Consider the following 13,067-nt stretch of genomic DNA (forward strand, 5'->3'; position numbering starts at 1 on the left):
TTTGCTGGCGGCTAGCGACGACGTCGCGTCTTCATGCGCTTTTCCATTTTTGAAAACTGCTTCATCTGCTTGCGCATCATGCCAAGCTGGCTGATCAAGCGGTTGATCTCCTCGGGGCTCGTTCCAGAGCCGGAGGCGATGCGCCGCTTCCGCGAGCCATTCAGTATATCAGGATTCGACCTCTCGGCGGGCGTCATGCTCAGGATAATGGCCTCGACACGGGCCATTTGCCCTTCGTCTACCTGGTCTAGAGCCTCCTCCGGAATTGCCCCTGCCATACCAGGGATCATCTTCATCACGTTTTTCAGCGGCCCCATTTTCTTGATCATTCTGAACTGTTGAAGCATGTCGTGGAAGTCCAGCCTTCCGGATTTCAACTTCCTCTGCATGTCCAGGGCTTCTTCGACATCGACTGCCTGCTCTGCCTTTTCGATGATCCCCATGACGTCGCCCATGCCGATGATTCTCTCGGCTGTGCGGGTCGGGTGGAATTGTGCCAGCTCTTCTAGCTGTTCGCCTTCGCCGACGTACCGGACGGGAACTCCCGTCGCCGCTCTGACGCTGAGCAATGCGCCGCCGCGAGCGTCACCGTCCATCTTGGTGAATATGGTGCCGGTGAGGTTGATGCTTTTGTGAAACGCGTCGGCGACGTTCACGGCCTCCTGCCCGGTCGAGGCGTCCACGACGAGGAAAACTTCGTGAGGGGAGATGGCGCCAGAGATCGACTTTAGTTGGCTCATCATGGCGTCGTCGATCGTGAGTCGTCCTGCCGTGTCGACGATGACCACGTCCTTGAAAAGTCGCTTCGCTTCTTTGATCGCTCCGCGCGCGATCGCTGTTGGGTTGCCGTTCTCCTCGCTGTAAACCGGAACGTCGATCTGCTCGCCCAACACCTGCAGTTGTTTGATCGCAGCCGGCCGCTGAACGTCGCAGGCGACCATGATCGGCTTCTTGCCTTTTTCCGCGAGGTGCTTGGCCAGCTTGGCCGCGGTCGTGGTCTTGCCCGAGCCTTGCAGGCCGCACATCAGGATCACGGTCGGCGGGGAAGGGGACCAGTTCATCGGCGTATCCGACGTGCCCAGAAGCCTCACGAGCTCGTCTCGAACGATTCTGATCAGCGTTTGATCCGCGTCCAGCCCAGTGAAGACGCCCTCGCCGACCGCTTGCTCCTGAACGTCGGCGATGAACTTCTTGGCGACTGTGAAGTTGACGTCGGCCTCGAGCAGCGCAACGCGGATATCCCGCAGCATGGCCTTGACGTCGTCCTCGGAGAGGCGACCTTTTCGCCTTAAGCCTGCGAAAACGGAGGTCAGCCTGCTAGTCAGATTGTCGAACATTCGATCGCCGAGTGTACCGTTCGATAGGACAGACGACCGGTCTAACGGAACGTACTTGAACGCCCGACGTTAAAGTAGGCGTAGTAAAGATATCTACGGGGGCAATAGTGCGATGAGCGAACAGGAAAACAGCGCGGAACAGGTTGAAAACAGCGGACGTGGGCCGTGGGTTGCAATCTTGGCCCTGGCCGGTATTGTTGCTGGCGCGTACCTGTTTGTCCGGTGGAACGCCGCGCGCAACGCACAGCTCGGAGCGCAGGATCTGCTGGACGCCTGTGATAAGGCTGTCAGCAACCTAGAGAAGATCCTACAGGCCGAATCCCTCGCGGCAAGCTAGAAGCCCTATCTTCTGATAAGATATATTATGACAAACTAGCCATTCCCGTTGGCTACCCTGCCGCCCGGCACTCCTCCAAAATCCCGCTTTAGGTTCAGAACTCCAAACGGCGTGGTAGGCCGTAGATAGGTGTCTCTGGAAAGAGCGCTACGTAATTCTCCGGGTATTCCTTCCTTCTGTATTCGTCAAGATCATGCGGGTACAAGTCTCTTGCGCAGCCCGGAGGATGGCCATTACTCATTAGTTGCTGGCCGATGGCCTGCTCAAGCTTCATCCTAGCTGTCCGATTCTCCTTATTGATTCTCTTATTCTTCGATGCTGACCAGCCAGGCAGAGGGATGATGAAGACTCGGAGCCGTGAAATCGAATCCTGAATGGACGCTTCGTAGGTTTCGCGCACAGCCTCAAACTCGGCACGAAGTTCCTTCGTATACTTGCGATAATAGGACTGCTTGATCCTCTCGAGCCGGCCATCCTGCCAGGCGTTCCAGTTGTACAGCCCAAACTCACCGGTTCGGTACATACGCAAGTGGCTCTTCATTCGCTCGCTGAACGACTTTCCCGATTCTCCGATGTACCAGTGTACAAGCCACCCCCTGAAATCGACAGTTTGGATGTAGACGCATGGCAGTTCAGCATATTTGCACTCCAAGGCCTCGTTCGCAGAATACGGACCGTGTACTTCTAGAGAGAACTCGTGCCCATCTCGGTAGGTGTTCAGCGGCTTCAATTCGGTCAGGATGATTCTCCTCTGACGAATAATACGTACTTTGCTAGATCGACTTCACTGACCAAGAACCCTGCTCCCATCCAGGCATGGGCCTGTACGTGCGATCCAGATCGTTCGTTCTCCCACCAAGCACGATACTTGTACGCTGACTGGGGGAGGCCGCCAACAAGATCGGACACTTGTTCGAATGTCATTCGAACCTCTTCAGGTAAATCGGGTCGTACTTCGCCAATATCTTCCTCCTGAACGGCATTCTACGACAGTTGTTCTCCCTTCTTGCTTCGACTCCGCTCTCCCGCTGCGAGCTTCGTCTCGCAAGGAGAACAACATGACCGCAAGCATTCAACACACGATTGACACTTCACCCAAGTACTGATCTGACGCCCGGCCGCAGGACGGTCGAAGGAGCAATTGGCAGTCAATTCTGCAGGCTGACGCTCTCCACTCGGATGGACGTCGTTCTCTCTAGATCGCCGACGGTCAGCACGACTTTGTACATTCCCTCGACGATTCTGCGGCGGCGGCGCGGAACCCATCTGACTTTGTTGAGCCCTGCGTCGCCACTGCCTTCGAGTTCGGCTACCGGCTCTCCTGCTGCGTCGAGGATCGTGATCGTCACATCCTCTTCGGTCGCGTCGGCCAAGAAGTAGTAGATGCTTGCCGACGGCTGGGAGTTAGGCGACACGAACGTTCGGTTGCCGCTCCAGCTCCGTCTGGTCGTATAGCCAAGGAGAAGGACGGACTGCGGTTCGCACAGGAACACGTCCTCGCTGAGGTTGTCGTTCGTCAGCTGCTCGAGCGCATCCACCGGCACGATCCAGAGCGCACGACCGTGGGTGCCGATTACGAGGTCGAGGTTTCGGGGGTGGATCACCAAGTCGTCGACCCGTACCGTCGGCCAGTTCCCTGTCTCGTAACGGTGCCAAATGATCCCTCGATCGAGCGACATGAACAGCCCAAACTCCGTGCCTACCGCGAGGAAGTTCTCGTTCTGCTCGCCCTCTACAATGACGTAGACGGAGTTGCCGTCCGGGATCGTGCTCGTGATGTTCTCCCAGTTTTCGCCGAAGTCGTCTGTGACATAAACATAGGGAGTGTAATCGTCGTTGCGATGTCCGTCGAACGTCACGTAGCACCGGCCTTCGTTGAACTTGCTGGCTCGTACGCGGCTGACCCAGGTGTTCGCCGGGAGGCCGGGGATGCTGGCCGTGAGATCGGTCCAGGTGTGTCCGCCGTCCCTGCTCATCTGCAGGTTTCCGTCATCGGTGCCAACCCAGAGAAGCCCCGGCGTGATCGGCGATTCGCTGATCGACGTAATCGTGCAGTGCCGCTCTGCGCCGGTGTCTTCTGGCGTGACTCCTGCGCGTGGGCTCTGCTTGTCTTCGTCGTCAGTCGTTAGGTCGGGACTGATCGTCTGCCAGACGTCGCCTTGATCAAGGCTCCGGTGCAAGTACTGGCTGCCGACGTAGATGATCTTGCTGTTGTGCGGGGAGATGTGGATCGGCGTGCTCCAGTTGAAGCGCAATCTCGGCTCACCTTGCGCTACGCGCGGGCGGATGGAGCGCCGCTCACCGGTCTGCTGATTCAGTCGGTTGACCCGGCCGCCCTGGCTCTCTGAATACACGAATCGCCAATCGTTAGGATCGACCTGTACATAGAACCCGTCGCCGCCCCCGACGCGATAGAAGTCGCTCGAGACCACGCCACCCTGCATCGTCTGCGTCGGTCCGGCCCATGAGCCGTTGTCCTGCAGCCCTCCGTACACCCAGTACGGCTTTCGCATGTCGACTCCGATCGCATAGAACTGCGCCGCTCTCAGGTTGTTCAGGTGGTCCCACGTCACGCCGCGATCGCGCGTTTGCGCTACGCCGCCGTCGTTGCCGATGATCATGTGATTACTGTCCGTCGGGTTGATCCAAATCGCGTGGTGATCGACATGGATCGGCATGCTCATTGTCTTGAACGTCTCGCCGCCGTCTTCACTGAAATGGAAGCTCGTCGCGATAACGTAGATGCGATCTTCGTCCAGCGGATCCTGCATCGGCATGCTGAAATAGAACGGCCTTGGATTGATGTCGTTGATCTTCTCCCAGCTGTTGCCACCATTCGTACTCTTGAAGAGGCCGCCGATCTGCTTCCGGTCCCGGCCTGTTCCCTCGCGCGCCTTTTCGACGGTTGCGATCACGATGCTCGGCTTGCTGTGCATGATGCTAATGCCGATGCGGCCGGTGTCGCCGCCGGGAATACCGTCCATCACCTTCTTCCAAGTATCGCCTCCGTCGGTCGACTTGTATATGTAGCTGCTCTCGCCGCCGCTGGCCCACTTGTACGCCCATCGCATGCGCTCCCAACTCACGGCGAGCAGCGTGTCAGGGTCGGAAGGGCTCATGTCGAGGTCGATGAAGCCAGATCGCGGCCCCTCGTAAAGGATCTTCTCCCAAGTCTGGCCGCCGTCCTCCGTTCTGTAGATTCCCCGCTCTTCGTTCTCGCCCCATAGGTGGCCGAGCGCAGCGATGAATACGATGTCCGAGTTCTCCGGGTGAATGATGATCTCTGAGATGTGCTTCGTCTCGGCCAGCCCCATGTTCGTCCAGGTGGCGCCGCCGTCCGTCGACTTGTACACGCCGTCGCCCCACGACGATGAGTTGCGGCTGTTCTGCTCGCCTGTTCCGACCCAGACGAGATCGGGATTGTTCTGGTCGATGGCCACTGCGCCAGTTGCAGAACTTCCCTCCTTCTCAAAAACCGGGGAGAACGACACGCCTGCGCTCGTCGTCTTCCAAACTCCGCCGGACGCGGTCGCAACGAAGAAGATGCGCGGATCCTTTTCGTACACCGCCAGATCGCTGACGCGTCCGCCCATCGTCGTCGGCCCCAGCTCGCGCGGCGAAAGCTCCGTTAGAAACTGACTAAGGCCGGTTGCTCGAGCAACAGGACCTTGGGCGAACGAAATGGTGGAAAGCGAAAGAGCGAGAACAACGAGCCATCTCATAGCGACTGAGAATACACCCGAATCAACTGTTACGTTTCGGAAGAGCGGATATTTTAGGGGACAACGGTGGGCCGATGGTCGATTTGTAGTGCGTTGCGCGCTGCGTTCCGGCGGACGAACAGGTACCCGCCGACGGCAATGCCGGCCAGCCCCAAGATTGCAAGCCACGGTCCACCGCCGGTTGCAGCGGGAATGAAAACGACGGTTTCGACCTTCCCTGCCTTCGTAATTCTTCTGATCCGAGGTCTGTCGCGATCCCCCATCTCGTATGTGTAGACGGTTCCGTCAGGGCCGACCGCAACCCCCGAAAGGTCTTGGAACGACGCCTGAAGCGCGGGGCCATCCTTCGTTCCATAATCTCCGCTCCCTGCGACCGTCGAGACGTTTCCGTCAGGAGTTATCTTCCTGATTCGCCTGTTTCCGTACTCGGCGACGTAGATCGTCCCGTCCTTTAAGACCGTCAGACCGACTGCGCCTCGAAAACGCGCATCGCTTCCCTTCCCGTCCTTATATCCCTGCTCGGTGGAGCCGGCGATAGTCGTTACGTTTCCCTCGACGTCGACTTTGCGCACCATCGTGCCGCTGTCGGTCATGTAGAGCGCTCCGTCGGGGCCGAACGTCATCCCGGAAAAGTGAAGGCTGCCAAAGCGCGCGTCCGCTCCGCGACCATCGGCGTGTCCCTTGGCCCCTCCTGCCAAGAAGCTCTCCGTCCCGTCGGGGGAAAGCCGGAACAGTTTCGAGGATGTAAATTGATCGGCTCGAATGAACACGAGCGAACCGTCAGGGGCGAGTGCGATCGGGTCGCCGCCCAGACCCAGCTTAGGCTGCTTCCGCATGATGGACGGAAAGTAAGGCGTCGCCCTTCCCTGCTTCGTGATCTGCATGACAGCTTGACTGTTGTCGCCGACCGTGACGAAGTCACCACCCTTCGTCATAAAGAGGTGGTGCGGATACCTGAGCTTTTCGCCCGAAGGATCGACGAACACAACGCTCAACTCCCCGTCCTTGAACTTCATAATTCGATTGCGGACGCTGTCGACGAAGTAGATCGTCCCGTCTTTGTCGATGACGAGACCGGTTCCAGGGTGGGCGGTCGCACTCAGGCTCCCCGCCAGCGCCAACAGGCACAACATCACTCTTCGTCCCATCTCATCTGACAATACTCCCTTTGTCGCCAAAATCGTTTCCGATCCATGAGTACCGGGGCGTTTCGGCTGGCGGTCTAAACTAGCCGTATGCACTTCGCAGAGTCAAGCGAGCACCGTCTCGTGCGCGAATCCACCGCCAAGTTCGCAGCGCAGGAGATCACGCCGGGGATCGCAGAGCTGGACCGCAAACAGGAGTCCGACCCGGACGCGCTGAAGAAGATGGGCGATGCCGGGCTGCTCGGCATGAGCGTTCCTGCCAAGTACGGCGGGCAGGACACGGACTACATCTCGCTCGGCATCGTCTGCGAAGAGCTGGAGCGCGCTGACACCTCTGCGCGGGTGGTGATGTCGGTGCACAGCGGGTTGCACTGTCTGACGCTGATGCAGTGGGGGTCTGAGGAGCAGAAGCAGCGGTGGCTTCCCTCTCTGGCCAAGGGCTCACTGGTTGGTGGTTTTGCCTTGACTGAGCCGTCGGCCGGTTCCGACGCGGTGAACATCAAGACCCGCGCTGTTCGCGATGGAGACTCTTATGTTCTGAACGGCGAGAAGACTTGGATTTCACTTTCGGACTATGCGGATCAGTTCTTGGTGATGGCGGTGACTAATCCTGAGGCGTCCTCTCCGGCGCGCGGGATGAGCGCTTTTATTGTTCGGCGTGATTTGGACGGGTTTTCGAGCAAGCCGATCAAGGGGAAACTCGGCGTGCGCGCGGGAAACACCGGGCAGATATTCTTCGATGATGTGCGCGTTCCGCTTGAGAATCGCGTCGGCGACGAGGGCGAGGGTTTCAAGATCGCGATGTCGGCTTTGGACCATGGCCGGTACACGGTTGCAGCGGGCGCTGTCGGGATTATCCAGGCGTGCCTTGACGCGTGCGTGCCGTATGCGAATGATCGGAAGGTTGACGGCGAGCCGATCGCTTCGAAACAGCTGGTGCAGCAGATGATCGCGTCGATGGCTCAGGGGCGCGAGATCGGACGGCTGCTGTACTACAAGGTCGGCTGGATGAAGAACACCGGCCAACGCCACACGCGGGAAGTCTCCCTAGCGAAGTGGACGAACTGCGCGGCGGCGTTCGACGCCGCGCACAAGGCGGTCGAGATACACGGCGCGTACGGCTACTGCGACGAGTTCCCCGTCGAGCGGTACCTGCGGAACTCGCGCGGGGCGATGATCTATGAGGGCACCCACGAGATCCACACGATCCTACAGGCCGAGTACGAGCTGGGCATGCGCAAGGACAAACCGCTGAACAAGAACATCCCCACCTGGCCGTTCGAGTAGACAAGAACCCCGACAAGCCCGAACCCTTCATACGCCCAGGTAGTCTTAGAGTTGAGAGGGGCACAATGCGGAGACTACATAGGATTCTTGGGAAATGGGTAGGGGTAGCGGGAGCGCTGTTGGCGACCGCGGGTTCCGGCCAGACTCAGCAGGACGAGCAGGACGACCTGTACAAGTGGTTCGACACGCTGGGCTACGACGTCGTGCTCACCGGCGAATTCGTCAGGATCGACGAGACGACGCACAACGACTGGGATCCAAAACCGCGCGTCTACTCCAGATATGGCTTTCTGATCAAAAGCAGTGCCGCTGGGGGCGAGATTCTCGAAATGGACCTCAGCCGCTCCAAGTGGCCGAGATCGCGCAGCTATACAGACAGCTCGACTTACGAAGTGGTCCCGATCAACATCGAGCAGTGGGCGAGGGCCCGGCTGACAGCTCTGAACACAAGGTACATCGACGGATTCGGATACCATAGCGTATATCCTCGGACGTTCGATGCCGCGGTGTTCGTTCTCTCCCGTGCGTTGCGCGCGCGATCCAAGTCCGAGCTTGCGACTAGATTTTTCCAGCACATCCTGACTGAGGACATGCATTCATGGTCGTGGCAGAGCCAAACTCCGGAGCAATGGATTAAAGACGTAATAGCAGAGTCCGCCCTGAGGACCATCGTCTTTAGTGCCGACGACCTGTCGGTCACTCGCCATCATCTGGCAGAGCGGTTTGCGTGGTTCGTCGATAACTTCAACGACAGCGAAGATATTGAGTTCGCAAAGGAGGCTGGCGCGACCTACGCGATGATGGCTGCAGAGGACAAAGAGCACGCGGCAACCCCCCAGATCACGCTCGAAGACCTTACGCAGGAAGAGCGGATATCAGAACTCATCTTCAGGCTTCGCGACTCTTACGGGTGGGTGATGTTTTCAAAGGGAATGCCCCAGTTCTTCAATTGGAACTTTGATCCAGACGCCGTCGCCGTGACTCCCCAGGAAAAGCTTGTCGAGATCGGCTTCGACGCCGTGCCGCAACTGATCGACTCCATGGACGACCAACGGTTCGTCCGCGGCAATGCGAGCATGAGGATCATATCTGCAACGACAGCGCGTGTCAGAGACGTTGTGAAGGCCGTTCTGTGGAAGATCGCGAACAGATGGTTCTACGTGGAGTACACGATGGGCGGAGACGGTACTTATGACGCTGAGGCGCACGCCCGCGCAGAGCGTGACCTCGTCAAAGCGTGGTGGGCCGACGTCCAGCTGAAAGGCGAGCGCCAGGTCCTCATCGATGGAGTCAAGAACGGAGGTCGGGATGCTATCGCGCAGGCCGAGCGACTCGCTCGGGCGTATCCAGACGTCGCCGTGAGCGCGATAGAAGCCGGCATTGCAAACGTGATCGAAAGCGCCGACGGAGACGAGGGCAACCTTTACTCAGCCAGCCGGCTCGTGAAAGTTCTCGGCCTCATAGCATCAGATGAATCCTTCGCTCTCGCAAGAAAGTACATGATAACTGGCGCAAACAAGGAGATTCGGCTTGCGGCGGCGGAGCTGGTCGCTGTGCGAGACGCCGACTCGGCGACGCAAGCGATGATCGCGGAGTGGGAGAGAGTAATCGCAGATGAAGACCTCGATTGGGGCCAGAGCGACCTGGTCGACTTTCTCCTCGAAACGGGTCGCATCGACGCGCTCGAATTGCTGGCCAAAGCTCGGCCACTCATGTCCGTTGATGCCCGGATTCAGTTTATCGACGCGCTCGGCTGGATCGCCCCACCCTACCGAACGCAGACTGACGAAGCTCCGAATCTCGACCCAGGTTTCGAGGCGTTGACCGAGAAGGTTATTGTCGAGCTCCTAAGGGACGAAGAGCGCGATATCGGCACCCTGTCCGGTTATAACCTGCACGGCCGGGAAGTTTCGCTGCGCGACGCAAGGGTCAGCGAGTATGCGGCAGTAAGGCTCGCGATAATCTGGCCAGAAAAGTATCCGTACTCGGACGCGCCTTCGCAGTTCGCAAAGCGCTCTCAGGCGATTCGCTTCAGAAATACGTGGCGGGAGTCCGTCGGCTTGCCTCAGTTACCGTTGCCGCAAAAACCCGACGTCGGCACGTTGGCTTACGACGTCGTCAGGCCGTTGATCGATCGCGCGTTGAACGGTAAGACTTCTGCGTCGAGGTCGGCGGCACTGAACGCCCTGAGAGCCAAAGGGCTGCCAGCCCTCGGCGCCGTGCTGGACCAACTGGACAATGGCGACTCGTATGCCGAACGCAGAAACGAGATCTACGATCTAGCGAAGAGGCTCTCTTGCTCAGTCCGTTCAGTGAGCGTAACGGGCGGCGGCGAGGAAGGACGGAGCATCGCGAGTCGGATCATGGCGCTGGAAGGCAGGACGTTGACGTCGACGGCTCTGGTCGCGGCGATCAATCACGCCATAGCCGATCAGAAGAAGGAGACTCTCCGGTTCCGAATCGAACTGTCGCGCGATGGCGACGGCACGGGCATCGACATTTCCGTGACGTTCTACTCCTCGCATTGGTACCGAAGCGATTCGTTGCCCAGCGTATCGTCGACCGTCATCATTGGAAGCACCAGCATCCACGGCTCTTATGGTAGCGGGACTTCGAATCTCATCACCGACGAGTACGGTCCCTCAGAATTCAAAGCCGCAGTGCACGAAGCGTTTGACTCAGACCCGCGCAGCGTGTTCTGGATTCTATTCATCTCAAGAATCGAAGACCCGGGGGCGGAAACACCGCCGTCAAGAGCTTACGCATGATCGGAGAAGCGATCTGAGGATGGGGACGTTCTAGACTTGAGGAAACCGTGCTGGCAATCCTGATTCTACTCTTCGTCAAAGCGCAAACTGCACCGGAGATCGTGTGGAATCAGGACGGGTCTTGGGGGGCGTACACGATCGAGGCGACCTCGCAAGTCACGGGTAGATCATCCGGATATGGATCAGACGTCAGCCTCTATGCGATCAGTAGAGATCGCAAGACGACGATACATCTCTTCACCGGCGAGTATCCCCATTTGACGAAGTCGAGCACTATCTCTGAAGAGTACGTCTACCCCTCGATCGTACGGTGGGCCCCGCACGGTGTGCACGTCCTCTTCTTCAAAGGTCATTTCGAAAGGAGCGCCTCAATCGATGCGAGCGGCAGTCCGCTCTTTGATGTAAGTGTCGTCACCGGAGAAATCCGGAAGCTGTCCAAGTCATTCGCAAGACCTGACGGTTATGCGGAGGATCGAATAATTTACGACCAAAGCATCGCGTTCTCGCCAGACGGTAAGCAGTTGCTGCTAGTGATGGGCAGTGGGAAGCACTCTATCTCTAACAAGAGAATCGCGCTCTTCGATTACTCCAGTCTCGAGAAAACGTGGCTTACGACGCCCGATTATTCGTGCTTTGCGCCGTCCTGGTCACCGGACGGCAGGCAAATAGTTTTCTCGGCCAATCCTGAAGAGTTGCCCGCCGTAGATCCGGCAAAAGGCGACATTTATCAAGAGCTTCCTGCTCTGTACATGTCACAGCGCATCTGGATCATGAACACCGACGGAACAGGTAAGAGACTATTGTCACACCCGGACAAACAAGCCCATTATCCCAAATGGGTGACGAACGGCCAAATCCAGTTCCTTCGCGAACCGGAAAGAGGGGTATTGCGGGAGGTATGGGAAATCCGGGTTGACGGTACGGACGAACGGTTCATAAAGACGATCGAAGCGAGGGAGTCAAATCTCTGGCGGTACGACGTCCCCGGCTAGAAGTTGCTGATCGACAGCGCGTCAACGAGTTGATCAGGCGTCCGACTTCCGACTTCCGGCCAGGAACAGGACAAACGCTGGGAGCCAGACGACGTCGTTGAACAGGATCATCCAGCCCATATTCCACGGCAGCACGCCAGAGAAGGCGTAAAACAGGAACCCGCTGATTCCGAACAGCTTCCCCGCCAGGCCGATCCAGATGAAATCGGCGTAGCGAACAGGATCGCGCGCGACGAGCCAGTAGCCGTACGCGAACACCCCGACCATCATCCCGAGCACTTGCAAGAACGGCACCGACACGAACTCTTGCAAGGACCACATCGAGATTGCCTGCTGCGCGAACACGATGACCCCGAGACCCCAAAGCAAGTTGTACGCCGCAGCGGCGTAAAACCAAGGCCGAAACTTATCCACTCGCACCCCGAGGACGCAGGCTCGCAACCAGGTCGCGGACGCCGGATGCGAAAACGCCACCCGCGATCAGGGAGAGAATCCACGCCGGGATTCCGTGGTACGCCTCGCCGAACCCGAGCGGCTCGTGCGACCACGCCCACATCTCTGGCAGCAGGAACGCTAGGAACCCGCCGTAGACGATTCCCATGATCGTGTGCGTGATCCTCTCGCCGGGCGGCAGCTTGCGAATCTTGTCTTCCTCGACGAAGTCCCACATCGTGATGACGATCTCGGCGATCAGAAGCGCGAACAGAACGTACGTCCATGCGCCGTGCCAGGTCACCCATCCGAGAGTTCCGATGATGATGGCGTACGCGAAGTCCCGCGCGGCGTGGAGGCGGAGCTCGATCCCTGTGTGGTCGGCGTGCGCAAGTTTGAGCTTGTACTCGTGGTAGTACAGCGTGTCGAACGTCCCGAGCGACGCCTGCACCAGCAGTATCCAAATCGCGACGTTCATCTCTTCTCAGTTTGCGCTACGTACTCGCACAACAGCCCGACCAATGGCGCTGTTACCGACACCTTCACTTGCCATCCTTTGCCTGCGGGCTGCAATGTAGCGGTTGAGACCGGCCTTACCGCACGAGGTAGAGCGATGCCAAAAACTGTGACACGGTCTGATTTGAAGATCACTTTCGATCCGTCGGTCTCGACTACGAACTCTAATTGTGAGAACCGCACCGACTCAGTCACGCGCCCTGCTGTGATGAGCTGTTTGGAAAGAAACGCTCGACCGTTGAAGACACGCCGCCAGACCATCCTGTCGCCGTCCCAAGAAGTCTCCAGGGTCAGCGTTTGGCTCTTCCCTTCTCTCGGCAAACCGCACAAGCGCGCCAGCCACCGGGAGACCCATGACGCGCCGTTGACGACGTCCGCCTTCCCTTCCGCCCGCATGGGGCACGACAGCGCGTCACGCACGGCCTCGGGCAGGCCGGACCAAGCGTCAGGCCCAAGACATTCCTGATAAGTACACCGCGGTTCTTTGACAGTCAGAACGATCCTCGCCTCGATCGGTTCAAAGGTTACCAT

Annotated in this window: 11 protein-coding genes; 4 read left to right on the forward strand and 7 right to left on the reverse strand. The window is 58.5% G+C overall.

What is annotated here, in order from left to right:
• Positions 1-11: 11 nt before the first annotated feature.
• Positions 12-1,337 (reverse strand): signal recognition particle protein, encoded by a 1,326-nt coding sequence (ffh, locus tag IH944_00745; protein MCH7903074.1) that lies wholly within the window; start codon positions 1,335-1,337, stop codon positions 12-14.
• Positions 1,338-1,449: 112 nt separating this feature from the next.
• On the opposite strand from ffh, the gene IH944_00750 reads away from it, so the two are divergent.
• A complete protein-coding gene (locus IH944_00750) occupies positions 1,450-1,674 on the forward strand; it encodes a hypothetical protein (protein MCH7903075.1) in 225 nt (74 codons plus the stop codon).
• 94 nt (positions 1,675-1,768) lie between these two features.
• Here the strand turns inward: IH944_00750 and IH944_00755 are convergent, their stop codons facing one another.
• The 3 genes from IH944_00755 to IH944_00765 all read right to left on the reverse strand — a co-directional run bounded on the left by IH944_00755 (position 1,769) and on the right by IH944_00765 (position 6,544).
• Entirely contained in the window at positions 1,769-2,404 is a 636-nt protein-coding gene (locus tag IH944_00755) for a hypothetical protein (protein ID MCH7903076.1), read from the reverse strand.
• A gap of 418 nt (positions 2,405-2,822) precedes the next feature.
• Positions 2,823-5,396, reverse strand: coding sequence for a hypothetical protein (locus IH944_00760; protein MCH7903077.1), 2,574 nt, complete (start codon positions 5,394-5,396; stop codon positions 2,823-2,825).
• A 53-nt stretch (positions 5,397-5,449) separates the two neighbouring features.
• Complete coding sequence (locus IH944_00765; GenBank protein MCH7903078.1) at positions 5,450-6,544, reverse strand: SMP-30/gluconolactonase/LRE family protein; 1,095 nt, start codon at positions 6,542-6,544, stop codon at positions 5,450-5,452.
• 87 nt (positions 6,545-6,631) lie between these two features.
• Between IH944_00765 and IH944_00770 the strand changes: the two genes are divergently transcribed.
• From IH944_00770 to IH944_00780, 3 genes are all read left to right on the forward strand, one after another.
• Positions 6,632-7,828 carry an acyl-CoA dehydrogenase family protein gene (locus tag IH944_00770; GenBank protein MCH7903079.1) on the forward strand — a complete coding sequence of 399 codons (1,197 nt, stop codon included), beginning with the start codon at positions 6,632-6,634 and terminating at the stop codon, positions 7,826-7,828.
• 65 nt (positions 7,829-7,893) lie between these two features.
• Complete coding sequence (locus IH944_00775; protein ID MCH7903080.1) at positions 7,894-10,596, forward strand: hypothetical protein; 2,703 nt, start codon at positions 7,894-7,896, stop codon at positions 10,594-10,596.
• A gap of 47 nt (positions 10,597-10,643) precedes the next feature.
• Complete coding sequence (locus tag IH944_00780) at positions 10,644-11,588, forward strand: PD40 domain-containing protein (protein ID MCH7903081.1); 945 nt, start codon at positions 10,644-10,646, stop codon at positions 11,586-11,588.
• 33 nt (positions 11,589-11,621) lie between these two features.
• Here the strand turns inward: IH944_00780 and IH944_00785 are convergent, their stop codons facing one another.
• The 3 genes from IH944_00785 to IH944_00795 are packed head-to-tail and all read right to left on the reverse strand — an operon-like array spanning position 11,622 to position 13,067.
• Complete coding sequence (locus tag IH944_00785) at positions 11,622-12,002, reverse strand: hypothetical protein (protein MCH7903082.1); 381 nt, start codon at positions 12,000-12,002, stop codon at positions 11,622-11,624.
• The gene (locus IH944_00790) at positions 11,995-12,498 is read right to left on the reverse strand and encodes a hypothetical protein (protein ID MCH7903083.1); all 504 of its coding nucleotides are present in this window, start codon (positions 12,496-12,498) and stop codon (positions 11,995-11,997) included. Before IH944_00790 ends, IH944_00785 begins: the two co-directional genes overlap by 8 nt.
• Positions 12,495-13,067, reverse strand: coding sequence for a DUF4166 domain-containing protein (locus tag IH944_00795; GenBank protein MCH7903084.1), 573 nt, complete (start codon positions 13,065-13,067; stop codon positions 12,495-12,497). Before IH944_00795 ends, IH944_00790 begins: the two co-directional genes overlap by 4 nt.

Source organism: Armatimonadota bacterium (assembly GCA_022563855.1).
Taxonomy (GTDB): domain Bacteria; phylum Armatimonadota; class Fimbriimonadia; order Fimbriimonadales; family Fimbriimonadaceae; genus JADFMN01.